This is a genomic window from Streptomyces sp. NBC_01408 (assembly GCF_026340255.1).
Lineage (GTDB): Bacteria > Actinomycetota > Actinomycetes > Streptomycetales > Streptomycetaceae > Streptomyces.
In genome coordinates, this window is sequence record NZ_JAPEPJ010000002.1 from 1,102,638 (window position 1) to 1,127,505 (window position 24,868).

General features: G+C 71.9%; 22 protein-coding genes and 2 pseudogenes. 15 read left to right on the top strand and 9 right to left on the bottom strand.

What is annotated here, in order from left to right; genetic code table 11:
- Positions 1 to 3 precede the first annotated feature (3 nt).
- Positions 4 to 447 carry an SRPBCC family protein gene (locus tag OG447_RS27120; protein ID WP_266939947.1) on the bottom strand — a complete coding sequence of 148 codons (444 nt, stop codon included), beginning with the start codon at positions 445 to 447 and terminating at the stop codon, positions 4 to 6.
- A gap of 83 nt (positions 448 to 530) precedes the next feature.
- Between OG447_RS27120 and OG447_RS27125 the strand changes: the two are divergent.
- The 3 genes and pseudogenes from OG447_RS27125 to OG447_RS27135 form a co-directional block, all read left to right on the top strand.
- A pseudogene (locus OG447_RS27125) lies at positions 531 to 1,004 on the top strand (radical SAM protein); the annotation flags it as partial.
- Between the two features lie 112 nt (positions 1,005 to 1,116).
- Complete coding sequence (locus OG447_RS27130) at positions 1,117 to 2,688, top strand: alpha/beta hydrolase (protein ID WP_266939948.1); 1,572 nt, start codon at positions 1,117 to 1,119, stop codon at positions 2,686 to 2,688.
- A gap of 7 nt (positions 2,689 to 2,695) precedes the next feature.
- A pseudogene (locus OG447_RS27135) lies at positions 2,696 to 2,902 on the top strand (RidA family protein); the annotation flags it as partial.
- A 2-nt stretch (positions 2,903 to 2,904) separates the two neighbouring features.
- Here OG447_RS27135 and OG447_RS27140 read toward each other — a convergent pair.
- A complete protein-coding gene (locus tag OG447_RS27140) occupies positions 2,905 to 3,465 on the bottom strand; it encodes a HEAT repeat domain-containing protein (RefSeq protein ID WP_266939949.1) in 561 nt (186 codons plus the stop codon).
- A gap of 343 nt (positions 3,466 to 3,808) precedes the next feature.
- Here OG447_RS27140 and OG447_RS27145 point away from each other — a divergent pair, with 343 nt between their 5' ends.
- The 9 genes from OG447_RS27145 (at position 3,809) to pssA (ending at position 14,814) form a co-directional block, all read left to right on the top strand.
- Positions 3,809 to 5,605, top strand: a complete 1,797-nt coding sequence (locus OG447_RS27145; protein ID WP_266939950.1) for a 3-hydroxyacyl-CoA dehydrogenase family protein — start codon at positions 3,809 to 3,811, stop codon at positions 5,603 to 5,605.
- Between the two features lie 178 nt (positions 5,606 to 5,783).
- Positions 5,784 to 6,596, top strand: coding sequence for a TetR family transcriptional regulator (locus tag OG447_RS27150; RefSeq protein WP_266939951.1), 813 nt, complete (start codon positions 5,784 to 5,786; stop codon positions 6,594 to 6,596).
- Positions 6,597 to 6,989: 393 nt separating this feature from the next.
- Positions 6,990 to 8,327, top strand: a complete 1,338-nt coding sequence (gene ccrA, locus OG447_RS27155) for a crotonyl-CoA carboxylase/reductase (protein ID WP_266939952.1) — start codon at positions 6,990 to 6,992, stop codon at positions 8,325 to 8,327.
- Between the two features lie 21 nt (positions 8,328 to 8,348).
- Positions 8,349 to 10,427 carry a protein meaA gene (locus OG447_RS27160; RefSeq protein ID WP_266939953.1) on the top strand — a complete coding sequence of 693 codons (2,079 nt, stop codon included), beginning with the start codon at positions 8,349 to 8,351 and terminating at the stop codon, positions 10,425 to 10,427.
- On the top strand, positions 10,424 to 11,398 hold the full coding sequence (locus tag OG447_RS27165; RefSeq protein WP_266939954.1) for a CoA ester lyase: 975 nt from the start codon (positions 10,424 to 10,426) through the stop codon (positions 11,396 to 11,398). The genes OG447_RS27160 and OG447_RS27165 overlap by 4 nt, the downstream gene beginning before the upstream one ends.
- Positions 11,399 to 11,403: 5 nt before the next feature.
- Entirely contained in the window at positions 11,404 to 11,916 is a 513-nt protein-coding gene (locus tag OG447_RS27170) for a MaoC family dehydratase (protein ID WP_112450492.1), read from the top strand.
- 2 nt (positions 11,917 to 11,918) lie between these two features.
- On the top strand, positions 11,919 to 13,124 hold the full coding sequence (locus OG447_RS27175; protein WP_266939955.1) for an acyl-CoA dehydrogenase family protein: 1,206 nt from the start codon (positions 11,919 to 11,921) through the stop codon (positions 13,122 to 13,124).
- 186 nt (positions 13,125 to 13,310) lie between these two features.
- Entirely contained in the window at positions 13,311 to 13,967 is a 657-nt protein-coding gene (locus OG447_RS27180) for a phosphatidylserine decarboxylase (protein ID WP_266939956.1), read from the top strand.
- 25 nt (positions 13,968 to 13,992) lie between these two features.
- Entirely contained in the window at positions 13,993 to 14,814 is an 822-nt protein-coding gene (gene pssA / locus OG447_RS27185) for a CDP-diacylglycerol--serine O-phosphatidyltransferase (RefSeq protein WP_266940169.1), read from the top strand.
- Between the two features lie 125 nt (positions 14,815 to 14,939).
- On the opposite strand, the gene OG447_RS27190 is transcribed toward pssA, so the two are convergent.
- The 5 genes from OG447_RS27190 to OG447_RS27210 all read right to left on the bottom strand — a co-directional run bounded on the left by OG447_RS27190 (position 14,940) and on the right by OG447_RS27210 (position 20,187).
- Positions 14,940 to 16,217, bottom strand: coding sequence for an ABC transporter substrate-binding protein (locus tag OG447_RS27190; RefSeq protein WP_266939957.1), 1,278 nt, complete (start codon positions 16,215 to 16,217; stop codon positions 14,940 to 14,942).
- The gene (locus OG447_RS27195; RefSeq protein WP_266939958.1) at positions 16,214 to 17,377 is read right to left on the bottom strand and encodes a branched-chain amino acid ABC transporter permease; all 1,164 of its coding nucleotides are present in this window, start codon (positions 17,375 to 17,377) and stop codon (positions 16,214 to 16,216) included. Before OG447_RS27195 ends, OG447_RS27190 begins: the two co-directional genes overlap by 4 nt.
- Entirely contained in the window at positions 17,370 to 18,260 is an 891-nt protein-coding gene (locus tag OG447_RS27200) for a branched-chain amino acid ABC transporter permease (RefSeq protein ID WP_266939959.1), read from the bottom strand. Before OG447_RS27200 ends, OG447_RS27195 begins: the two co-directional genes overlap by 8 nt.
- Complete coding sequence (locus OG447_RS27205) at positions 18,257 to 18,985, bottom strand: ABC transporter ATP-binding protein (protein WP_266940170.1); 729 nt, start codon at positions 18,983 to 18,985, stop codon at positions 18,257 to 18,259. Before OG447_RS27205 ends, OG447_RS27200 begins: the two co-directional genes overlap by 4 nt.
- A 413-nt stretch (positions 18,986 to 19,398) precedes the next feature.
- Complete coding sequence (locus OG447_RS27210) at positions 19,399 to 20,187, bottom strand: ABC transporter ATP-binding protein (protein WP_266939960.1); 789 nt, start codon at positions 20,185 to 20,187, stop codon at positions 19,399 to 19,401.
- 195 nt (positions 20,188 to 20,382) lie between these two features.
- Between OG447_RS27210 and OG447_RS27215 the strand changes: the two genes are divergently transcribed.
- The 3 genes from OG447_RS27215 (at position 20,383) to OG447_RS27225 (ending at position 23,820) form a co-directional block, all read left to right on the top strand.
- Complete coding sequence (locus OG447_RS27215; RefSeq protein WP_266939961.1) at positions 20,383 to 21,588, top strand: CdaR family transcriptional regulator; 1,206 nt, start codon at positions 20,383 to 20,385, stop codon at positions 21,586 to 21,588.
- 231 nt (positions 21,589 to 21,819) lie between these two features.
- Positions 21,820 to 23,304 (top strand): AlkA N-terminal domain-containing protein, encoded by a 1,485-nt coding sequence (locus OG447_RS27220; protein ID WP_266939962.1) that lies wholly within the window; start codon positions 21,820 to 21,822, stop codon positions 23,302 to 23,304.
- Positions 23,305 to 23,316: 12 nt separating this feature from the next.
- Positions 23,317 to 23,820, top strand: coding sequence for a methylated-DNA--[protein]-cysteine S-methyltransferase (locus tag OG447_RS27225; protein WP_266939963.1), 504 nt, complete (start codon positions 23,317 to 23,319; stop codon positions 23,818 to 23,820).
- 19 nt (positions 23,821 to 23,839) lie between these two features.
- On the opposite strand, the gene OG447_RS27230 is transcribed toward OG447_RS27225, so the two are convergent.
- Positions 23,840 to 24,268, bottom strand: a complete 429-nt coding sequence (locus tag OG447_RS27230) for a hypothetical protein (RefSeq protein WP_266939964.1) — start codon at positions 24,266 to 24,268, stop codon at positions 23,840 to 23,842.
- 50 nt (positions 24,269 to 24,318) lie between these two features.
- On the bottom strand, positions 24,319 to 24,819 hold the full coding sequence (locus OG447_RS27235; protein ID WP_266939965.1) for an NUDIX hydrolase: 501 nt from the start codon (positions 24,817 to 24,819) through the stop codon (positions 24,319 to 24,321).
- Between the last annotated feature and the right edge of the window lie 49 nt (positions 24,820 to 24,868).

The window sequence follows — 24,868 nt, forward strand, 5'->3', positions numbered from 1 at the left end:
CTCTCAGCCCTCGACTTCGCCCGCCAGGTTGGCCAGCAGGGTGTCGTAGATCCGGCCGAGGCCCTTGGGCGCGAAGGTGCGCTCGAAGAAGCCGCCGATGCCGCCGGCGCCGTTCCACACGGTGGTGACGACGGCCTTGGACTTGCCCTCGCCGGCCGGGGTGACGACCCAGGTGGTGACCATGGTGGAGTTGCGGTCCTTCTCCACCAGCTCTCCGTCGGTGGGCTCGGTGACCTCGAGCAGGCAGTCGCGCACGCGCTTGCTGGTGGCCTGGAGCTTCCAGTGGACGAGGGTGCCCTCGCCGTCGCCGCCCTCGATCACCTCGTACTCGCTGAAGTGCTCGGGCAGGAGCTTCCCCCGGGTCCCGGTGTAGTCCGCCAGCGCGTCGAACACGGTCTCCGCGTCGGCCGCGATGATCCGCTCCGTGGTGGCCTCGACCTGCGCCATAGCTGTTCCTCCAGTTGTGATCGCTCGTCACGGCGAAGCCAACCACCTCCGGGCCGGGCGCCCAAATCCGGGCCGGACGGGACGACCACGAGCTGTGGCGGACCGTCGAACCCGGTACGCCCTCCCCCGCCGCCCGGCTGGCCGCCGTACGGACCCTGACCGACGCCGGCCTGGAGTGCGGGGTGCTGATGGCGCCGGTCATCCCCTTCCTCGGCGACGCGCCGGAGCAGCTGCGGGACACGGTCCGCGCCGTCGCCGAGTCGGGCGCCACCTCCGTGACACCCCTGGTACTCCATCTGCGGCCCGGGGCGCGCGAATGGTTCACGGCCTGGCTGGGTGAGCACCACCCGCACCTCGTCGGGCGGTACGAGCGGATGTACGCGGGCGGCTCGTACGCGCCCACCTGGTACCAGCGGCAGATCACCCGCCAAGTGCACGAGCTGGCGGCCGCATTCGGCATCGGTCCGGGCGGGCGCGGAGCGGCTCGCCGCGTACTCACCCCCGAGCGGCCCGCGGAGCCGGTGTCAGCTCCGCCTACCCAGCTCACCCTCCTGTGACCCCCGGCAGCCCCTGAGAAGTCATCACATCGGGCCATTGGAGGGCCCAATACCGCTTTCCGGACGCGGTTTCCGGGACGATTCCGCCCAGAACCCTCGGCTGGGAGGCCCCATGCTGCACCCCTTGAAGAAGCGCGCCGCTGTCCTGCTCTCGATCTCCACCGTCGCCGCCGCACTCGCGAGCCCGGTCACGGCCGCACCGGCGGCGCCGCCCGCCCCGGCGCCGTCGAAGGCGGCCCTGCGCTGGACCGACTGCGCGACCCCCCGCTACCCCACGCTGCAGTGCGCCTCCCTCAAGGTCCCCCTCGACCACGACCTGCCCGCGGGGCGGCAGATCTCCCTCGCCCTCACCCGGGTCCCGCACACCGCCGCCGCCTCCCAGGGCCCGCTGCTGGTCAACCCCGGCGGGCCGGGCGGCAGCGGCCGCGCCCTCGCCGGGTTCATCGCCTCCGCCCTGCCCAAGGACGTGGCCGCCCAGTACGACGTGATCGGCTTCGACCCGCGGGGCGTGGGCAAGAGCGAGCCGGCCCTGGCCTGCGGGGCCGGCCACTTCACCCCCGTACGCCCGGACTCGGTACCGCGCGACGCGGCGACCGAGCGGGCCAACCTGGAGCGGGTGCGCTCCTTCGCCGAGTCCTGCCGGAGTGCGCACGCGGACGTGCTCCCGCACATCGGCACGGTCTCGGCCGCCCGCGACATCGAGAGGGTGCGCACCGCGCTGGGCGCCGAGAAGATCAGCTACTTCGGCTACTCGTACGGGACCTACCTGGGCGCCGTGTACGCCAAGCTCCACCCGGACCGGGTGCGCCGGCTCGTCCTTGACTCGGTGGTCGACCCGGGCGGGGTCTGGTACCAGGACAACCTCTCCCAGGACCAGGCCTTCGACTCCCGCCACAAGGCCTTCCTGGCCTGGGTGGCCCAGTACGACGCCACGTACCGGCTGGGCACCGATCCGGCACGGGTCGAGGCGCGCTGGTACGCGATGCGGGACGCGCTGCGCAAGACCCCCGCCGGCGGCAAGGTGGGGCCCTCCGAGCTGGAGGACACCTTCATGCCGGGCGGCTACTTCAACGGCTACTGGCCGAGCCTCGCCGAGGCCTTCTCGGCGTACGCGCTGAAGGGGGACCCGAAGCCGCTGGTGGCGGCGTACGAGCGGTTCGGAGCGGTGGAGCCCGCCGCGGCCAACAGCTACAGCGTGTACACGGCGGTGCAGTGCCGGGACTCGGCCTGGCCGCGGGACTGGAACCAGTGGCGGGCGGACATGTGGCGCACGCACGCCAAGGCCCCGTTCATGACCTGGAACAACGCCTGGTACAACGCCCCGTGCGCGTTCTGGCCGACCGAGCCGCTGCGGGCCCCTGACGTGACCAACGTCGCCCTGCCGCCCGCCCTCCTGCTCCAGGCGACGGAGGACGCGGCGACGCCGTTCGCGGGCGCGCTCAGCATGCGGGAGAAGCTGAAGGGCGCGGCCCTGGTCGTCGAGGAGGGCGGCGGCAACCACGGCATCGCGCTGAGCGGCAACAAGTGCCTGGACGAGAAGGTCGCGGCGTACCTGAGGACCGGGCAGGCCGCGGACGCCACCTGCCCCGCGCAGGCGGCCCCGAAGCCGACCGCGGCCACCCGCGCGGTGACCCCCTCGGCCGGCGGCGCGGCCCTGCACGGCCTGCTGGGCTTCCGCGGCTGAACCCTCGGCGGCCGGGGCGACCTTCGACGACGTCGTGAAGCTCACCTGCTTCGTCGCGGACGTCGCCCACCTCCCGGCGGTCCGGGAGGCCCGGGACGCCGTGATCCCCGCCGACCGGCTCCCCGCGTCCTCCGCGGTCCAGGTCGCGGCACTGTTCCGCCCCGAGCTCCTGCTGGAGGTGGAGGCCTTCGCCGTCGTCCCCGAGGGGGTGTGAGTTCAGCCGAGCGCGCGCAGCGCCTTCGTCGCCGCCACCGCCAGGCGCGGGTGCGACTGGGCCCGGGTCAGGACCTCGCGGGCGCGCGGGTCGGCGAGGGCGCCCAGGCCCTCGACGCAGGCCAGCGCGACCCGCCAGTACGGATCGTGCGGGGACAGCAGCCGGGACAGGGTGGCGATCAGCGCCGGGGCCGACTCCGGGGCGCGCAGGGCGGTGAGCAGCCGGACCGGCTGGAGGGCGTAGGCCGTGCGCAGGCCGTTGGTGGCGAGGGCGGCGGCCGCGCGGGCGGTGCGCGGGTCGCCCAGTACGGCGAGGGCCTCGGCGGCGGCCGCGCAGCGCGGCGGGTCCCGGTGGTTGAGGAGCAGCACCAGGGACTCGAAGGCGCGGCGGTCCCCTGCCAGACCCAGCCGGTACGCGGCCAGTTCGCGGGCCCACAGGGGCAGTCCGGCCGAGGTCAGGGAGGCGGCCAGGGCGTCCGGTCCGGCCGCGAGCAGCGACTCGTACACCGGGTACTCCGGCGAACCGGTGGCTTCCGCTCGCAGGCGCTCCAGCACGTCGTTCACGCGGGCCACCCTAGCGTCGCGACCGGCCCCGCGTAACGGCTGATGATCGATGATCGATGATCGGTACATTTGGGCGGTACAGGTCACATCTCCGCACTCTGGCGCACCAGTTACCGACGGGTTACTGTCACTTCCATACGTACGAGGGTGGCCTGGTGACGCAGCCGCCTCGTGCCGGTCGGTTCGTATTCGCACGGCGTGGCCCCGGGACAGGGCCGCTCCGTTCCCGCCCTCCCGGGCCTTCGCCCCTGGGCTCCTCCCGCACGGTTCTCCGTACGGCATCAGCGCGCGCTGTGCGCCGCGCGCCCCCTCAGTCGTCACCCTCTTCCACTGGAGTCCCTCGATGGACCGTCCGTCCAGTCACCCCACCCTCCAGACCATCGCCGTCGTCGGCCTCGGCACGATGGGCACCGGCATCGCCGAGGTCCTCGCCCGGGCCGGTCACGAGGTCATCGGCATCGACGTCAGCGAGAGCGCCGCCCGCCGGGCCTCGGCCGCCCTCGCCGCCGCCACCGCCCGTTCCGTCACAAGGGAGCGCCTCAGCGAGCAGGAGCGGGCGGACGTGCTCGCCCGCTTCCGCACCTTCGGCGACCTGGCCGCCGCCGCGGAGGCGGATCTCGTGATCGAGGTCGTGCCCGAGTCGTACGAGCTCAAGCAGCAGGTGTTCCGCGAGCTCGACGCGATCGTCCGGCCCGACACGATCCTGGCGACCGGCACCAACGCGCTCTCGGTGACCCGGCTCGCCGCCGAGTCCCAGCACCCCGAGCGCGTGCTGGGCCTGCACTTCTTCAACCCGGCCCCGGCGATGAAGCTGGTCGAGGTGGTCTCCTCGGTCCTCACCGCACCGCCGGCCGTCGAGGCGGTCACCGCGCTGGCCCGCGCGCTCGGCAAGGAGCCCGTCGCGGTCGGCGACCGCCCCGGCTTCGTCGCCGACGGACTCCTCTTCGGCTACCTCAACCAGGCCGCCGCCATGTACGAGTCCAAGTACGCCTCCCGCGAGGACATCGACGCGGCGATGCGGCTCGGCTGCGGTCTGCCCATGGGCCCGCTCGCGCTGCTCGACCTGATCGGCGTGGACACCGCCCGTACCGTCCTGGAGGCCATGTACACCTCCTCCGGCGACCGGCTGCACGCCCCGGCCCCGATCCTGGGCCACCTCGCCGAGGCCGGCCTGACCGGGCAGAAGGCGGGGCGCGGCTTCTACACCTACGAGGCCCCGGGCAGCTCCACGGTCGTGCGTGACGCGCAGACCCCGCCGGACGGGGGCCTGACCGGTGAGGGCCGTCCCGTCAGCACGGTCGGCGTGGCCGGCTCGGGCACCATGGCGAGCGGGATCGCGCAGGTCTTCGCGCAGTCCGGGTTCGCGGTGGTGCTGGCCGCCCGCAGCGCGGAGAAGGCCGAGGCGGCGAAGGCCGCGATCGGGAAGTCCCTCGGCCGTGCGGTGGCCAAGGGGCGGCTCACCGAGGAGGCGGCCGCGCAGACCCTGGCCCGGATCACCCCGGCGGGTTCGCTGGACGCCTTCGCCGAGGTGGACCTGGCCGTGGAGGCCGTCGCCGAGGACCTGGCGGTCAAGCAGGAGCTCTTCGCGGCCCTGGACAAGGTCTGCAAGCCGGGTGCGGTGCTGGCCACGACCACCTCCTCGCTGCCGGTGATCGCGGTCGCCCGGGTGACCTCGCGCCCGCAGGACGTGATCGGCATGCACTTCTTCAACCCGGCCCCGGCGATGAAGCTGGTCGAGGTGGTCCGCACGGTCCTGACGGCCGACGACGTGCACGCCACGGTCCGCGACATCTGCGTCAAGGTGCGCAAGCACCCGGTGGACTGCGGGGACCGGGCCGGGTTCATCGTGAACGCGCTGCTGTTCCCGTACCTGAACAACGCCGTGAAGATGGTCGAGCAGCACTACGCCACCCTCGACGACATCGACGCGGCGATGAAGCTGGGCGGCGGGTACCCGATGGGGCCCTTCGAGCTCCTCGACGTCGTCGGCCTCGATGTCTCGCTGGCCATCGAGAAGGTGCTCCACAAGGAGTTCCGCGACCCGGGCCTGGCCCCGTCCCCGCTGCTGGAGCACCTGGTGGCGGCGGGCTGCCTGGGCCGGAAGACCGGCCGCGGATTCCGTGAGTACGCCCGCCGGTAAGGGGACACCCGCTGACCGGCAGGCCCATGAGCCGGATGCGTGGGGAGGGCTGCTCGGGTCCGCCGGACCCTCACGGCGGACTGACCCTCCCGAGCCCAGTGCGGGCTCTCCCCCGCATCCACCCCCCTACCACCCCCCGCAGGCGCGCTCCCCTGCGCAAATGAAGTACTTTCGCTCTATGTCCCAGCCCGCCAAGACCTCACCCCGCAGCTCCTCGGCCTCCGACGCCCCGGAGAGCGCGGCCGGCACCCGGGCGGCCGCGCAGCGGCTCAAGATGCGCCGCGAGCTCGCCGCGGCCGCCATGGAGCTGTTCGCGACCAAGGGGTACGAGGCGACGACGGTCGACGAGATCGCCGCGACCGCCGGGGTGGCGCGGCGGACGTTCTTCCGGCACTTCCGGTCCAAGGAAGAGGCGATCTTCCCGGACCACGACGACACCCTGACCCGCGCCGAGGCCGTGCTGGACGTGGCCCCGGCGCACGAGCACCCGCTCGACACGGTGTGCCGCGGGATCAAGGAAGTCATGAAGATGTACGCCGCCTCGCCGGCGGTGTCGGTGGAGCGCTACCGGCTGACCCGCGAGGTACCGGCGCTGCGGGAGCGGGAGATCGCCTCGGTGGCCCGGTACGAGCGGCTGTTCACCCGCTACCTGCTGGCCCACTTCGACGAGCACGAGCCGCACGACGGCAACGACGACCCGCTGCTGGCCGAGGTGGCCGCCTCCGCGGTGGTGACCGCCCACAACCACGTGCTGCGGCGCTGGCTGCGGGCGGGCGGGCAGGGGGACGTGGAGGCGCAGCTGGACCACGCCTTCTCCATCGTGCGGAAGACCTTCGGTACGGGGATCGGCGCGGGCCGCACGCTGAGCACGGCGCCCGCCCCGCCGGCGGCGGTCCGTACGCAGGGCGAGGTGCTGGTGGCGGTGGCCCGTACGGACGCTCCGCTGGACGAGGTCATGCGGACCATCGAAGAGGCACTGAAGAACAAGTAGCGGGACGAGCACGCGACGCTCGTCACACTGGCCGCCCCCGTTTCGGGGGCGGCCACTTCCGTATGTCCACCTTGCCCCTACTCACGGGTAACTCTGATCGATCATCGCTCATCGGTGCAGGTCAATCGGCAAATGAGAGAAAGTTTTGGCACGCCGTGCCTTGCCGGGTGACACGGGGTGCCATACGTTGAAAGCAGTCCGGATGTCCCCGCGACCCACGCCCACCCGGCACGGAACGCGCCCCGGATGCCTGCGTCACCAGGCACCGCACGCCCCACCACGGGCGTCGCCCAGCACCACCGCACCAGCCGGACCGACGGCACACCACACACGCTCTACGCACCCCCGTTTACCTCAGCGCACCCTCATCAGCGCTAAGCCGGAGGCTCTACCGTGAAGGACATCCTGGACGCGATTCAGTCGCAGTCCGCCACAGCCGCAGACTTCGCGGCCCTGCCGCTCCCCGAGTCGTACCGCGCGATCACCGTGCACAAGGACGAGGCGGAGATGTTCGCGGGGCTCACGACGCGCGAGAAGGACCCGCGCAAGTCCCTGCACCTGGACCAGGTCCCGGTGCCGGAACTGGGCCCGGGCGAGGCCCTGGTCGCCGTCATGGCCTCCTCGGTCAACTACAACTCCGTGTGGACCTCGATCTTCGAGCCGGTGTCCACCTTCAGCTTCCTGGAGCGCTACGGGCGCCTGTCGGAGCTCACCAAGCGCCACGACCTCCCGTACCACATCATCGGCTCCGACCTCGCGGGCGTCGTGCTGCGCACCGGCCCCGGCGTCAACGCCTGGAAGCCCGGTGACGAGGTCGTCGCGCACTGCCTCTCGGTCGAGCTGGAGTCCTCCGACGGCCACAACGACACGATGCTCGACCCCGAGCAGCGCATCTGGGGCTTCGAGACCAACTTCGGCGGACTCGCCGAGATCGCGCTCGTCAAGTCGAACCAGCTGATGCCCAAGCCCGACCACCTCAGCTGGGAGGAGGCCGCCTCCCCCGGCCTGGTCAACTCCACCGCCTACCGCCAGCTGGTCTCGCGCAACGGCGCCGGCATGAAGCAGGGCGACAACGTCCTGATCTGGGGCGCCAGCGGCGGACTCGGCTCGTACGCCACCCAGTTCGCGCTGGCCGGCGGCGCCAACCCGATCTGTGTCGTCTCCAGCTCGCAGAAGGCGGACATCTGCCGCGCGATGGGCGCGACCGCGATCATCGACCGCAGCGCCGAGGGCTACAAGTTCTGGAAGGACGAGCACACCCAGGACCCGAAGGAGTGGAAGCGCTTCGGCAAGCGCATCCGCGAGCTGACCGGCGGCGAGGACGTGGACATCGTCTTCGAGCACCCCGGCCGCGAGACCTTCGGCGCCTCGGTCTACGTCACCCGCAAGGGCGGCACGATCGTCACCTGCGCCTCGACCTCGGGCTACAACCACGAGTACGACAACCGCTACCTGTGGATGTCCCTGAAGAAGATCGTCGGCTCGCACTTCGCGAACTACCGCGAGGCCTGGGAAGCCAACCGCCTGGTCGCCAAGGGCAAGATCCACCCCACCCTCTCGAGGGTCTACTCCCTGGAGGAGACCGGCCAGGCCGCCTACGACGTCCACCGCAACCTCCACCAGGGCAAGGTCGGCGTCCTCGCGCTGGCCCCCGAGGAGGGTCTGGGCGTCCGCGACCACGAGATGCGCGCCACGCACCTCGACGCCATCAACCGCTTCCGCAACATCTAAGGGCCAGAGGGAACGCCTGAGATGACAGAGCGCCAGAAGGACCGTCCGTGGCTCATGCGGACGTATGCCGGCCACTCCACGGCCGAGGCGTCCAACGAGCTGTACCGCCGCAACCTCGCCAAGGGCCAGACCGGCCTGTCGGTCGCGTTCGACCTTCCGACGCAGACCGGCTACGACCCCGACCACATCCTCGCCCGCGGCGAGGTGGGCCGGGTCGGGGTCCCGGTCTCCCATCTGGGCGACATGCGGCGGCTGTTCCAGGACATACCCCTGGAGCAGATGAACACCTCGATGACGATCAACGCCACCGCCATGTGGCTGCTGGCGCTCTACCAGGTGGCCGCCGAGGAGCAGGGCGCGGACATCACCCAGCTCCAGGGCACCACCCAGAACGACATCGTCAAGGAGTACCTCTCGCGCGGGACGCACGTCTTCCCGCCCGGGCCCTCGCTCCGCCTGACGACCGACATGATCGCGTACACGGTCAACCACATCCCGAAGTGGAACCCGATCAACATCTGCTCGTACCACCTCCAGGAGGCCGGGGCCACCCCGGTCCAGGAGATCTCGTACGCGATGTCGACCGCGATCGCCGTGCTCGACTCGGTGCGCGACTCGGGCCAGGTGCCCGAGGAGCGCTTCGGCGAGGTGGTCGCCCGTATCTCCTTCTTCGTGAACGCGGGCGTCCGCTTCATCGAGGAGATGTGCAAGATGCGCGCCTTCGGCCGCATCTGGGACAAGGTCACCCGCGAGCGCTACGGCATCGAGAACGACAAGCAGCGCCGCTTCCGCTACGGCGTCCAGGTCAACTCGCTCGGCCTGACCGAGGCGCAGCCGGAGAACAACGTCCAGCGCATCGTCCTGGAGATGCTGGCGGTCACCCTCTCCAAGGACGCCCGCGCCCGCGCCGTGCAGCTGCCCGCCTGGAACGAGGCGCTGGGCCTGCCCCGGCCCTGGGACCAGCAGTGGTCGCTGCGCATCCAGCAGGTCCTCGCCCTGGAGAGCGACCTGCTGGAGTACGAGGACATCTTCGCCGGATCCCACGTCATCGAGGCCAAAGTCGACTCCCTGGTCGCCGACTGCCTGGCCGAGATCGACCGGATCCAGGAGATGGGCGGCGCCATGGCGGCCGTCGAGTCCGGGTACCTGAAGTCCGAGCTGGTCTCCTCGCACGCCGAACGGCGCGCGAGGATCGAGGCCGGCGAGGACAAGATCGTCGGTGTCAACTGCTTCCAGCAGACCGAGGAGAACCCGCTCACGTCCGACCTGGACGGCGCCATCATGACGGTCGACCCGGCAGTGGAGGCGCTCACCGTCGAGCGCATCGTCCGCTGGCGGGCCGAGCGTCAGGAGTCCTCGGACCGGCAGGGGAACGGCGACCCGTTCGTCTTCCCCACCACCCGGCAGGCCCTGGAGCGGCTCAAGGAGGCCGCGGCCGGCACCGAGAACCTGATGGAAGCCACCCTGGAGTGCGCCCGGGCGGGTGTCACCACCGGCGAGTGGTCGAGCGCGCTGCGCGAGGTGTTCGGCGAGTTCCGCGCGCCGACCGGGGTCTCCTCGGCCCCGGTGGCCGTCACCGCCGAGCCGGGCACCCCGATGCACGGGGTCCGCGCGAAGGTGTCCCGTACGGCCGACGAGCTCGGCTCGGGCCGACTGCGCCTGCTGGTCGGCAAGCCCGGCCTGGACGGGCACTCCAACGGCGCCGAGCAGATCGCCGTCCGGGCCCGCGACGCGGGCTTCGAGGTGGTCTACCAGGGCATCCGGCTGACACCCGAGGAGATCTCCTCGGCGGCACTGGCCGAGGACGTGCACTGCGTGGGACTGTCCATCCTGTCCGGATCCCACAGCGCACTCGTCCCGGATGTCCTCGAACGCCTGCGCGCGGCGGGGGCGGGTGACATTCCTGTCATCGTCGGAGGCATCATTCCGAACGCGGATGCCGTGACACTCAAGGCGGCCGGAGTCGCCGCCGTCTTCACGCCGAAGGACTTCGGCATCACGGAGATCATCGGACGTATCGTCGACGAGATCCGCAAAGCCAACAAGCTCGACCCCCTTCACGACACCGAAAACCTTGCAAGCACGGAGGTCCCCGCATGACCACGCCCGTCCACCCGGTGAACCGTCTCCGCCCGCGCCGCTCCTGCCTCGCGGTGCCCGGCTCGAACCCGCGGTTCCTGGAGAAGGCCCAGGGCCTGCCGGCCGACCAGGTCTTCCTGGACCTGGAGGACGCCTGCGCGCCCCTCGCCAAGGAAGGCGCCCGCCACACGATCGTGGACGCGCTGAACAACGGCGACTGGACGGGTAAGACCCGGGTCGTGCGCGTCAACGACTGGACCACGCACTGGACGTACCGCGACGTCATCACGGTCGTGGAGGGTGCCGGCCAGAACCTCGACTGCATCATGCTGCCGAAGGTCCAGGACGCCCAGCAGATCGTGGCCCTCGACCTCCTGCTGACGCAGATCGAGAAGACCATGGGCTTCGAGGTCGGCAAGATCGGCATCGAGGCGCAGATCGAGAACGCCAAGGGCCTGGTGAACGTCGACGAGATCGCCGCCGCCTCGCCGCGGCTGGAGACGATCATCTTCGGGCCGGCCGACTTCATGGCCTCCATCAACATGAAGACGCTGGTCGTGGGCATGCAGCCGCCCGGTTACGGCGCGGACGCCTACCACTACATCCTGATGCGGATCCTGATGGCGGCCCGTACGCACAACCTCCAGGCGATCGACGGCCCCTTCCTCCAGATCCGCGACGTGGACGCGTACCGCGAGGTGGCCGGCCGGGCGGCGGCCCTGGGCTTCGACGGCAAGTGGGTGCTGCACCCGGGCCAGGTCGACGCGGCCAACGAGGTCTTCTCCCCCTCGCAGGAGGACTACGACCACGCCGAGCTGATCCTCGACGCGTACGACTGGTGCACCTCCGAGGCCGGCGGCAAGAAGGGCTCGGCGATGCTCGGCGACGAGATGATCGACGAGGCCAGCCGCAAGATGGCCCTGGTCATCGCGGGCAAGGGGCGCGCCGGCGGTATGCAGCGCACCAGCAAGTTCGAGATCCCGGAGGCCTGATCCCCATGCAGTTCGGACGCACGTACGAAGAGTTCGAGGTCGGGGCGGTCTACAAGCACTGGCCCGGGAAGACGGTCACGGAGTACGACGACCACCTCTTCTGTCTGCTGACCATGAACCACCACCCGCTCCACATGGACAGCAACTACGCCGAGAACACCACCGACTTCGGCAAGAACGTGGTCGTGGGCAACTACATCTACTCGCTGCTGCTGGGCATGTCGGTGCCGGACGTCTCCGGGAAGGCCATCGCCAACCTGGAGATCGAGTCCCTGCGGCACGTGGCGCCGACCTTCCACGGCGACACCCTGTACGGCGAGACCACGGTCCTCGACAAGACCCCGTCGAAGTCGAAGAACGACCGCGGCATCGTCTACGTGGAGACCAAGGGCTACAAGCAGGACGGCACCCTCGTCTGCGTCTTCCGGCGCAAGGTGATGGTCCCGACCGAGACGTACATCAAGGAGCGCGGCGGCGAGCAGCCCGGCCGCCCCACGCTGAAGGAACAGGGGAAGTAGCCATGGCCCGACTCGCCCAGACCGCCGGGCTCACGGACGTCCAGCGGGAGATCCTCAAGACCGTCCGGGAGTTCGTCGACAAGGAGATCATCCCGGTCGCGACCGAGCTGGAGCACCGCGACGAGTACCCGCAGGACATCGTCGACGGCCTCAAGGAGCTCGGCCTGTTCGGCCTGATGATTCCCGAGGAGTACGGCGGCCTGGGTGAGTCGCTCCTCACCTACGCGCTGTGCGTCGAGGAGATAGCACGCGGCTGGATGTCCGTCTCGGGCATCATCAACACCCACTTCATCGTGGCGTACATGCTCAAGCAGCACGGCACGCAGGAGCAGAAGGACCACTTCCTCCCGCGGATGGCGCTGGGCGAGGTGCGCGGCGCGTTCTCGATGTCCGAGCCGGCGCTGGGCTCGGACGTGTCGGCCATCAGCTCGAAGGCGGTGCGGGACGGTGACGAGTACGTCCTGAACGGCCAGAAGATGTGGCTGACGAACGGCGGCAGCTCGAACCTGGTGGCGGTCCTCGTACGAAGTGACGAAGGACACCCCGAGGGCACCGCGCCCCACAAGTCGATGACCACCTTCCTCGTCGAGAAGGAGCCGGGCTTCGGGGAGGTCCGTCCGGGCCTGACCATCCCCGGCAAGATCGACAAGATGGGCTACAAGGGGGTCGACACGACCGAGCTCATCATGGACGGACTGCGCATTCCGGCCAATCGGGTCCTGGGCGGGGAGACCGGCCGAGGGTTTTACCAAATGATGGACGGAGTCGAGGTCGGCCGCGTCAACGTGGCGGCGCGTGGCTGTGGCGTCGCTCAGCGTGCTTTCGAACTGGGTGTCTCGTACGCCCAGCAACGTCACACTTTCGGCAAGCCGATCGCCGAACACCAGGCCATCCAGTTCAAGCTGGCCGAGATGGCTACCAAGGTCGAAGCCGCTCATGCGATGATGGTGAATGCAGCACGCAAAAAGGACTCCGGGGAACGAAACGACCTCGAAGCAGGGATGGCGAAGTACCTCGCCTCCGAGTACTGCAAGGAAGTCGTCGAGGACGCCTTCCGTATCCACGGCGGATACGGATTCTCGAAGGAGTACGAGATCGAGCGCCTCTACCGCGAGGCTCCGATGCTGTTGATCGGTGAAGGTACCGCCGAGATCCAGAAAATGATCATCGGGCGACGCCTGCTCGAGGAGTACCGCCTCCAGGGCTGAACGTACCTTTTGCGGCGAATCATCCATGGGTTCGTCGCAAAAGGATCACTGTCAGTCACTGGCCGACGGCCATCGACTCGGCTTCTGGCTTGCCCAGTTGTTGCGCGCAACCGATAGCATTCCAGTAAAGCCGCCGTCCCGTCCCCCCGTTTGCGGCGCGGCAATCACCCGCTACGAAGGTCATCCATGCCCCACAGCCAAACCTCTGCACCTCGCGTCGGCTTCCTCAACGGACGTCTCGCACGCGGAGCATCGCCGTGGCTTCTGCCGACCGTCGCCACCGCGGCGCTCAGCCTCACCCGGGCGCGCAAGTCCGGGCGCTGGGCCGCGGCGGCCGTGCCCGCCACCGCGCTCGCGGCGGGCATGCTGTGGTTCTTCCGCGACCCCGAGCGTGAGATCGCTCAGGGCCGTGTCATCTCGCCCGCCGACGGTGTGGTGCAGAGCATCATGCCGTGGAAGGACGGGCGGACCCGGGTCGCGATCTTCATGAGCCCGCTGAACGTCCACGTCAACCGCGCGCCCCTCGCGGGCACGGTGACGTCCGTGGAGCACATCCCCGGCGGGTTCGTCCCGGCGTTCAACAAGGAGAGCGAGAACAACGAGCGCGTTGTCTGGCACTTCGACACCGAGCTCGGTGACATCGAGATGGTGCAGATCGCCGGCGCCGTCGCACGCCGCATCGTCCCGTACCTGCCGGCCGGCACCAAGGTGGAGCAGGGCGAACGCATCGGTCTGATCCGCTTCGGCTCCCGCGTCGACATCTACCTCCCCGAGGGTGTCGAGGTCGCGGTCGAGGTCGGACAGGCCACCACCGCGGGGGTGACCCGAATTGACCGTGACTGACCCCGAGACTCCTGCCGCCGGCTGGGTGCCCGAGTCCGCCGAGGAGGAGTCCGCCGAAGACGACATGCCGCTCTCGCTGCGACTGTCGATAGCGGACACCCTCACGCTCGGTAACGCGACCTGCGGATTCATGGCGGTGTACTTCACCACCACCGGAATCCTCATCCCGCACCTCACCGGCAGCGGCGAGTCGGGCATGGCCCGGCACAGCGCGGCGACCGCGGTGATACTGATGCTGCTCGCGGCGGTCTTCGACCTCTTCGACGGCATCGTGGCCCGCAAGCTGCGCAGCTCGCCGATGGGTGCCGAGCTGGACAACCTGTCCGACCTGATCAGCTTCGGCCTGGCTCCCGCGTACTTCGTGCTCGTCTACGGCATGGTCGCCGACGACGCGCACCAGAAGATGTCGGCGCTGGCCGCGATCGTGGTGCTGCTCGCCGTGGTGCTCAGACTCGCCAGATTCAGCTGCGTGACGATGAAGGACGGCATGTTCCAGGGCATGCCGAGCCCCTTCGGCGCGCTGACGGTCGTCTCGATCGTCCTGCTGGAGCTGCCGTTCATCCCGACGCTGCTGGCGATCATCGGGGTGGCCTGGCTGATGGTGAGCCGGGTCGAGTACCCCAAGCCGCGGGGTGTCCTCGCGGTGGCCATGCTCAGCTGGATCGTCGGGGCCATGGGTCTGCTGGCGGCCTGGGCCTTCGACGCCCCGGGCGGTCAGCTGCTCCTCCAGACGGGTTGTGCGCTGCAGATCGCGCTGGCGGCGACCATTCCGCTGTTCGCGACGACGCGCCGGGCGAACACCTTCCGGCACAACCGCCGCGAGGCCCGCGCCACGACGCTGCGCTAGCTGTAGCTGTACAGGGAAGGGCCCCCGGATGCCGATGGCGTCCGGGGGCCCTTCCGTCGTTTCCGGCTTACGGTCCGTTTCCCGGGGCTCCGCCCCGGACCCCGCTCCTCAAACGCCGGAGGGGCTTAATCGGTCGGGGTGTACTTCTCCGCCGCCGGGGCGACTGTGGGGGGCTTGACCACCTTCAGGCCGCCCGGGGTCTGCTCGTCCGGCTTCATGATCACGCTCTGCCGGGTGGAGGGGGCCTTCGGGTCGGAGAAGTCGTGCGTGATCCCGAAGCCGCTGTCGTAGGACTTCAGACTCAGCAGTGCCTTGCCGACGCCCGCGCGGGTGAGGTCCTTGTCGGCGCAGGCCTTCTTCAGGGCCTCCCCGTAGACCGCGGCGGCCGAGTAGCCGGCCACCACGCCGTTGTCGAGGCCCGCGCCCGGGTACTCCGCCTTGTAGGCCGCGGCGAGGGCCGTCGGGCCGGGGGCGGCATCGCCGATCGGCAGGGTGGACGCGGCCACGTAGTAGTCCTTCTGCAGGGCCGCGCCCGCCGGGGTGGCGAGCAGCTGGGGGGCGAAGGCCGAGTTGTTGCCGACCACCGGGACGTTCCAGCCGCCCGCCGCGGCCACCCCGACGAGCGAGGCCGCCTGCTTGGGTCCGGCGCTGATCACCACGGCCTTGACCCCGGCCTGCTTGAGGGCCGCCACCTGCGCGGACATGTCGTTGTCGGTGGGTTTGATCTTCTGCTCGACGATGCTCAGCCCGGCCTCCCGGGCCGCGTGCTTGGCACCGGCCAGGGCGTTCTCGCCGTAGTCGCCCTCGAAGTACACGTGTCCGATCTTGTCCCCCGAGGCGATGCGCTTCTGGTCGAGGAGGTAGCCGATGGCGTTGACCGTCTCGATGTCGTACGTGGCGCCCACCGTGCGGATGTACGGGCTGCCGAGCAGCGAGGCCGACCAGGCCTGGGGGATGACCAGGGCCTTGTGCTGCCCGTCGATGCGGTCCTTGGCCGCGGCGACGAACGGGGAGCCGATGAACTGGGCGAAGCCCAGCACCTTGGGCTCCAGCTCGGTGTAGGCGGCCAGGGCCTTCTGCGGGTCGTAGCCGTGGTCGCGGACCGTGAGCTCCAGCTGCCGGCCGCAGATGCCGCCCGCCGCGTTGGCCTGCTTGATCCAGAGCTGCTGGGCCTGGGTGACGCTCTTGCCCAGCGAGGCGTAGACCCCGGTCATGTCGGTCAGGGCACCGAGCTGGATGGCGGTGTCGCTGACCCCCGTACCGGTCTTGACGCCTCCCTCCGCCTGCTTCTCCTGCGTACCGCTTCCCGCCTTGCCGCTGCACCCGGCGGCGCCGGTGAGGACGAGCGCGGCCGCCAGGGACGCCGCGGCGCACCGTGCTCTGTTCGGGCTGGGTCTCTTCACGCTGGCTCCTTCGGGGGACGTGCGGAACGTGCGGACGTGGTGGCGGCGGCGATCCGGGCCAGACCGCCGGGGAGGAACAGGACGACCGCGACGACGGCCGCGCCGTACAGGTAGCGGGACGCCTCGCCCGGAGCGATCCCGCCGGTGCCTGGGGCGGACACGAGCGGGAGGGCGTCGCTGTAGCGGGTGAGCAGCTGGGGCAGCAGGGAGACGAAGGCGGCGCCGATGACCGCGCCCGCGACCGTGCCCAGGCCGCCGATCACGATCATGGCGAGGTATTCGAGGGACAGGACCATGCCGAAGTAGTCGGGCACGGTGCGCTGGAAGACCAGGGCCAGCAGGACCCCGGCCAGCCCCGCGTACATGGAGGACAGGACGAAGACGGCGGCCCGGTAGCGGGCCACGGGGACGCCCATCACCCCGGCGGCGATGTTGTGGTCGCGGATGGCGTTCAGGGCGCGGCCGGGGCGCCCGTGCAGGATGCCCCGGGCGAACAGGGCGCAGGCCAGGAGGGCGGCCAGGCCTACGTACCAGAGCTTCTCGGCGGACTGGAAGGGGACGGCGGCGATCACGGTCTCGGTGTCGTCGAAGGTGATCCCGAGGAGGGAGAGGGGTTCGACGGCCCGGCCGTTGAAGCCGCCGGTGAGGGAGGTGGCGTTGAACAGGACGTGCTGGCCGATGAAGATCAGCGCGAGCGTGGCGATACCGAGGTACGCGCCGCGCAGCCGACCGGCGATCGGGCTGAACAGCCCTCCGGCGGCGCCCGCGAGGGCGACGGCGAGGAGGGCCGCGAGCCAGCTGGGCAGGCCGAGGCCGACGAGCTCGTGGCCGCCGGCGCGCCCGCCGTCCCCGGCCAGCGCGCAGTACCCGTAGGCGCCGACGGCGAGGAAGAAGGCGTGCCCCATGGACAGCTGCCCGGTGGCGCCGGTGAGCAGGTTGAGCCCGATGGCGCCGATCCCGGCGGCGATGGCGAAGAGCCCGGCCTGGAGCCAGAACCGGTCGAGGTAGAAGGGCAGGGCGAGCAGGACGAGCCCCGCGGCGGCCCAGAGGGCGTGGCGGACGCGGCCGCGGCGGGGCCTGCCGGCGGCGCCCGGGGGCGTCGGGCCGGGCCCGGCCGGGGCGGCGGGGGCCGGGGCGGCCCCGGGGATCACGTCAGACACGGGCGAGCTCCTTCGTGCCGAAGAGGCCCGCGGGGCGCAGCAGCAGCACCGCGACCATGACCAGGTACGGGGCGAGGTCGCCGATGCCGCGGCCGAGGAAGGTGAGCTGGCTCTGGTAGCCGGTGGCCATGGCTTCGGTGACACCCACGATCAGGCCGCCCGCCAGGGCTCCGGTGGTGGAGTCGAGGCCGCCGAGGATCGCCGCGGGGAAGGCCTTGAGGGCGGCCAGGGAGGTGGCCCGTTCCAGGCCGGGGGTGGGGAAGACGGTGAGGAAGAGCGCCGCCACGGCGGCCAGGGCTCCGGCGACCGCCCAGGCGGCCAGGGAGACCCGGCCCAGCCGTACGCCCATCAGCGCGGCGGTCTCCGGCTTCTCGGCGGCGGCGCGCATGGCCACGCCCCAGGCGGTGTACCGGAAGACCAGGAGGAACGCGCCGATCAGGAGGGCCGCGGAGACGAAGGCGGCGATGCGGGTCTGCGGGAGGGTGACGGGGCCGAGGTGGACCACCGCGTCGCCCCACGGGTCGCCGAGCGCGAGGACGTCGGTACCGATGCGACGGGTGAGGTCGGTGGTGATCAGGATGTCCACGCCGATGGTGACGATGGCCAGCACGCTGTGGTCCTGGCCCCGGTAGCGGCGCATCACGAGGAACTCCACCCCCGCGCCGACGGCGGCCGCCGCGCCGATGCCGGCGGCCAGGGCGGGCCAGAAGCCGATGTCGTCGTGGAGGACGGCGGTGACGTATCCGCCGGCGAGGAGGAGGGAGGCGTGGGCGAAGTTGACGACCTCGGTGGCCTTGAAGATGACCACGAAGCCGAGGGCGATGAGCGCGTAGACGGAGCCCATGGAGAGTCCGCCGAGCAGGAGTTCGAGGAAGGTGGTCACGCGGCCGGGTCCTCCTCGCCGAGATAGGCGCGTACGACCGCTGGGTCGTTCTGCACCTGGGCGGGGGTTCCGCCGCCGATCCGTTTTCCGAAGTCGAGTACGGTCACCGCGTCCGCGAGCCGCATCACCACCCCCATGTCGTGTTCGACCAGCACGATCGATATGCCGAGGCCGTCCCGGACGCCCGCGACGACGGCGGCGGTGCGCCGGCGTTCGTCCGCGGTCATCCCGGCGACGGGTTCGTCCAGGAGCAGCAGCCGGGGCTCCATGCACAGGGCCCGGGCCAGCTCGACGAGTTTCTGTTTGCCGTACGGGAGGGAGCCCGCGGGGGCGGCCAGGTCGGCCTCCAGGCCGACGAAGGCGGCGATCTCGCGGACCCGTTCGCGGTGGCGGCGGTCCTCGCGGGCGGCGGCCGGCAGCCGGAGCCCGGTGGCGAGGAAGCCCGACCGCATGAGCCGGTGGCGGCCGAGCAGCAGGCTGTCGGCGACCGTGGTGTGCGGGGGCAGGGCCAGGTTCTGGAAGGTCCGGGCGATGCCGAGGGCGGCGATGTCGTGCGGGGCGAGGCCGGTGAGCTCGGTGGCGCCGAAGCGGACGCTGCCCGACGCTGCGCGGTAGACCCCGGAGAGGACGTTGAGGCAGGTGGACTTGCCCGCGCCGTTGGGCCCGATGACGGCGTGCACGCTGCCGGGCTCGACGGTGAAGGACACCCCGTCGAGCGCGGTCAGCCCGGCGAAGCGGACGGTGACGTCGCGAACGGAGAGAGGCGGCTCGCCGACCGTGCCGCCTACCGGTTCGCCTGCCGGGTCGCCTGCGGCGGGCCGGGCGGGCAGGGCAGCCGCGTCGCCCCCGGCGGGCCGGGTGGGCGGGACGGCCGGGTCGCCCCCGGCGGGACGGGCGGGCGGGGCGGCGCGGTCGCCTGCGGCGGGACGGGCGGGCGGGACGGCCGGGTCGCCTGCGGCGTGCGGGGACCGGGCGGCGGGCACGCCGGTCCCGGCTGGCCGGGTGGGTTCGGCGGAGGCCTCGGGTGCCCCGGGCGGGGCGGGCGGGGCGGGCGGGGTGACTGCGTCGGCGCCGTCGGGGTCGGAGGACCCTTCGGGGTCGGAGGGTGGGTTGGCCGGGGTGGGGGTCGGGGGGTGGGTCATGACGGCCACCGGGTGAGGGTGCGGGTGGGGCGGGGAGCGGGGGTGTCCTCGCCCGTGAGGCCGAGGTAGCGGCGGCGGACCTCGTCCGAGGCGGCCAGTTCGGCGGCCGGGCCCGAGAGGGTGACCTCGCCGACCTCCAGGACGTACGCGTACGAGGCCAGCCGGAGCGCGAGGGCCGCGTTCTGCTCCACCAGCAGGACCGAGGTGCCCGAGGCGTTGATCTCCTTGACCGTCTCGGCGATGGTCGCGGCCATCTTCGGTGCCAGGCCCAGCGAGGGCTCGTCCAGGAGCAGCAGCCGGGGCCGGGCCATCAGGGCCCGGCCCAGGGCGAGCATCTGCTGCTCGCCGCCGGAGAGGAGCCCGGCCCGCTGCCCGGCCCGCCCCGCCAGGACCGGGAACAGCTCGTGCACGCGGGCCAGCGAGCGGGCGATGTCGGCGCGGGATCCGGCCCGGGCGCCGAGGGCGCCGGCCCGGAGGTTGTCCGCGACCGTCATCCGGGCGAACACCTGCCGCCCCTCCGGTACTTGCACCACCCCGGCGGCGACCGCCCGGTCCGGGCCCAGACCCTCCAGTGGCCGGTCGTCGAAGCTGATGTTCCCGTCCGTGGCGGCGCCCCGGTGGAAGGCGAGCGTCCGGGACACCGCCCGCAGCAGGGTCGTCTTCCCCGCGCCGTTCCCACCCAGTACGACGACCACAGCGCCCGCGGGCACATCCAGCGACACGTCGCGCAGTGCCCGTACCGGCCCGTAGCCGACGGACAGCCCGCGTACCTGAAGCGAGGCCACATACCCTCCTACCGCCAAGCCCGGTCCGGGCGTTGTGCTGGCGCACAGACCAGCACCGGGCGGGGCGGCCGTCCACGGCCCGAACCGGAATCGCTGCCGATGACCAGCCGGGACCGGGGTGCGGTTGTGCAACGGCACAGACCTGCCGACGCGGCCCCTTACGCCGGCGCCCGGCGGGTGACATCCTCTGCGGCCATGGGCGGACGCAGGGCGCGCACGGAAGCGGAGTGGTCGGTGCTGCTGACCGCGGCCGAGGTGCTGCTGGAGCGCGTCCCGGTGCTGACGGAACAGCTGATAGCCGATCTGGCGAAGCACTCCCCGCTGTTCGACCTCGCGGTGCCGCGCGACGAGCACTGGCAACAGGTGACCGAGGCGATGCGGTACGGCATCGAGGCCTTCGCCGCGCGCCGCTCGGACTCGCGCAAGGACCTGGCGTACGCGGAGGAGCTGGGGCGTCGGCGGGCCGAACAGGGCCTGCCGCTGGACCTGTTGCTGTACGCGTACCGGCGCGCGGGGCGGCTGACCTGGGACGCCCTGCTGGACATCGTCACGGAGGAGGATCCGGAGGCCCTGCCGGTGCTGGCGCGTACGGCGGGCGCCATGTGGGCCGGGATCGAACAGCAGGCCGCCGCAACGGCGGAGGCCTACCGGGCGGGTGAGCTGGAGATGCGGCGGCGCAGCGACGAGCGGGTGCAGGCGCTGCTCGACGCGCTGCTGGAGGGGGACGCGGCGCCGGGCCTGGCGGCGCGGGCCGCGGCGGGCCTGGACCTGCCGGAGCAGGGGCGGTACGCGGTGGTCGTGCTGCCGGTGGACCGGCGGGACTCGGTCCACCGGGTGGTGGCGGCGGGCGGGATGCGGCTGTTCTGGCGGATGCGGGCGGAGCAGGAGCTGGCGGTGGCGGCCCTCGGGTCCTCCTCGCTGGACGAGCTGGCGGCGGAGCTGGCCGACCGCTGCCCCGGTCCCGGCGGGATCAGCCCAGTGGTGGACGGGCTGGCGGAGCTGGGCCGGGCCCGACGGCTGGCGGAGACGGCGCTGGCCACCTGCGGGGCGGAGGAGCGGTCCCTGGTCCGGCTGTCGCAGCGGCTCCCGACGGCGCTGGTCGTCCGCCAGCCCGAGCTGGCGGGGGAGCTGGTGCAGGAGGTCCTCGGGGCGCTCCTGGAGCTGGACCCGGCGGACCGGGCGGTGCTGCTGGAGACGCTGGACGCGTGGCTCGCCGCGGAGGGCTCCGCCGGGCGGGCGGCGACGCGCCTGTACTGCCACCGCAACACGGTCTTCAACCGGCTGCGCCGCCTGGAGCACCTGACGTCCCGGTCCCTGTCGCGCCCGCACGACCTGATCGCACTCACCCTGGCCCGCGACGCGTACCGACTGTCCGCCGCCGCGGGCCCTGCCAGCCCCTGACCGCCCCGGCCGCGGCGCCGTCGTCGGGGGCTCGGCCCCCGAACCCCCGCGCCTCAAATGCCGGCGAGGCTGGATTTGCCTCTGCCGTCCGCCGGGCAAAATCCAGCCCCGCCGGCATTTGAGGCGCGGGCTCTGGGGCGGAGCCCCAGAGCCCGCGGGGCCGCCGGCGCCGGTACGCTTGATGTCGGAAATCCGCCAGCCGCAGGTGATCCCACCCCCGATCCTGGAGCCATGCACACCGACACCGAGCGTTGCGTCAGAGCCGTGCAGTCGAAGGACGCCCGCTTCGACGGCTGGTTCTTCACCGCAGTCCTGACCACCCGGATCTACTGCCGGCCCAGCTGCCCCGCGGTACCGCCCAAGGTCGAGAACATGACGTTCCTGCCCAGCGCCGCCGCCTGCCAGCAGGCAGGGTTCCGGGCCTGCAAGCGGTGCCGGCCCGACACCAGCCCCGGCTCCCCCGAGTGGAACGCCCGCGCCGACGCCGTGGCCCGGGCGATGCGGCTCATCCAGGACGGGGTCGTCGACCGCGAGGGCGTGCCCGGCCTCGCCACCCGCCTCGGCTACTCGACCCGCCAGGTCGAACGGCAGCTCAACGCCGAACTCGGCGCCGGGCCGCTGGCCCTCGCCCGCGCCCAGCGCGCCCAGACCGCGCGGCTGCTCATCGAGACCTCCGAGCTGCCGATGGGCGACGTCGCCTTCGCCGCCGGGTTCTCCTCCATCCGCACCTTCAACGACACCGTCCGCGAGGTCTTCGCCCTCTCCCCCAGCGAGCTGCGGGAGAAGGCCGCGAAGGCCAGCCGCCGCGCGGACGTCGAGCCGCGGATCCCGGGGACGATCAGCCTGCGGCTGCCGTTCCGGACCCCGCTGAACCCCGACAACCTCTTCGGCCACCTCGCCGCGACGGCCGTACCCGGCGTCGAGGAGTGGCGCGACGGCGCCTACCGCCGCACCCTGCGCCTGCCCTACGGCACCGGCGTCGTCGCCCTGACCCCGCAGCCCGACCACATCGGCTGCCGGCTGGCCCTCACCGACCTGCGCGACCTCACCATCGCCATCAGCCGCTGCCGCTGGATGCTCGACCTGGACGCCGATCCCGAGGCGGTGGACGGTCAGCTGCGCTCCGACCCGCTGCTGGCCCCGCTCGTGGACAAGGCCCCCGGGCGGCGGGTCCCCCGTACGGTGGACGCTGCGGAGTTCGCCGTACGGGCGGTGCTGGGCCAGCAGGTGTCCACGGCGGCGGCCCGGACGCACGCCGCCCGGCTGGTCACCGCGTACGGGGAGCGCGTGGAGGACCCGCAGGGCGGGCTGACGCACCTCTTCCCCTCCCCGCAGGCGCTGGCCGGGCTGGACCCGGAGGCGCTGGCCCTGCCGCGCAGCCGGCGCACCACGCTCACCACGCTGGTCTCGGCGCTCGCCGACGGTTCGCTGCCGCTCGGCATCGACAGCGACTGGGAGGCGGCGCGGGCGCTGCTCTCGGCGCTGCCCGGCTTCGGCCCGTGGACCACGGAGGTGATCGCGATGCGGGCGCTCGGCGACCCGGACGCCTTCCTGCCGTCCGACCTCGGGGTCCGGCGGGCGGCGCGGGGGCTGGGACTGCCGTCCACCCCCACCGCCCTGACCGCGCGGGCGGCCGACTGGCGGCCCTGGCGCGCGTACGCCGTCCAGTACCTGTGGGCCGCCGAGGACCACCCCATCAACCACCTGCCCGTCTGAGGAGCACATCCCATGAGCACCAGCACCAGCACCACCAGCAAGCAGTACACGGTCGTCGACAGCCCGCTCGGGCCGCTCACCCTGGTCTCCACCGGCGGGGTCCTCAGCGCCCTGTACATGACGGACCACCGGCACCGGCCCGTCGAGGAGACCTTCGGGGAACGAGTACCGGCGGGCGCGGCCCCCTTCCCGGAGGTGGTCCGCGAGCTGACGGCCTACTTCGCCGGGGAGCTGACGGAGTTCACCGTCCCGGTGCACCTTGAGGGCACCGAGTTCCAGCGCAGCGTGTGGGACCAGCTGCTGCGGATCCCCTACGGCGAGACCTGGTCGTACGGGCGGCTCGCGGCGGAGCTCGGCAAGCCGAACGCCTCGCGGGCGGTGGGCCTGGCCAACGGGAAGAACCCGGTCAGCATCATCGTCCCGTGCCACCGCGTCATCGGCGCCTCGGGCGCGATGACGGGCTACGGTGGCGGGCTGGACCGCAAGGTGCGGCTGCTGGAGCTGGAGGGGAAGTAGCTCCGGACCCGGCGGTACGTCAGACGACGGCGAGCGGGACCAGCAGGGCGAAGGCGGCGCCGGCCTCCACCGCGTAGCTGTAGAGCGACGGGTGCTGGACGGGGGCGGCGAGCAGGACCACGCTCTGCTGGGCGGCGGCCGCCTCCACCCAGTCGGGGTCAGCGCCGAGGTTGCCCTGGTACCAGCCCTCGCAGGAGCCGGGGCCGGTGACGGCGAGGAGGTCGTCCTCGCGGCGGTAGAAGGCCTGCCAGCCGGTGGCGGGCACGGACCAGCCCTCGAAGTCGGTGAACTGGGCCCAGCCGCCCTCGCGTATCGCGGTGTCGAACAGCCAGACCGGCGTCCCCTCGGCGGTGACCTCACCGCCGGCCTGCTGGTCGGTGGTGAAGTGGACCATGGGGAGGGCTTCGGGTCCGTCAGCGGTGCTGGGCCAGGCGTACATGGTGATCATTTACTGGATTCTGTCCTGCTCGGCGTCGGCACGGTCACGGGGCCCCGATGTCACGGGGCGGCGGGGCGGCGGCCGTTCTCCAGCTCGGCCGTGCCCTCGCCCGACCGGAGGACACGGCAGGCCTCCGCCGTGCGCAGGCCGAGCGCTCCGGGCAGGTAGGCGGTGAGTTCGGACGGGTCGACCAGCCGCCAGGAGATCAGCTCTTCCTCCTGGAGCTTGACGGAGGCGAGCTGTGCGGCGTCCAGCACCCCGCCGTCGTAGACGTACGCGACGATCGGCGGCCGGCCGGCGCCCACCGACCAGTCGACGGCGAGCAGCCGGCCGAGCGGTACGTCGATGCCGATCTCCTCGGCGCTCTCGCGGCGGGCCGCGGTGCGCGGTGACTCGCCCTGGTCCGACTCGATGGTGCCGCCCGGCAGGGCCCAGCCCTCGCGGTAGTTGGGCTCGACGAGCAGGACCCGGCCCTCGCCGTCCCGGTAGAGGGCGGCCGCTCCGGCCAGCACCCGGGGCAGGCTCGCGATGTAGGTGGCGTAGTCATCCGTGGTGGTCACGCCGCAACCCTACCCAGCCTCCCCGGGGTCCGGGGATCACGGTGCGGGC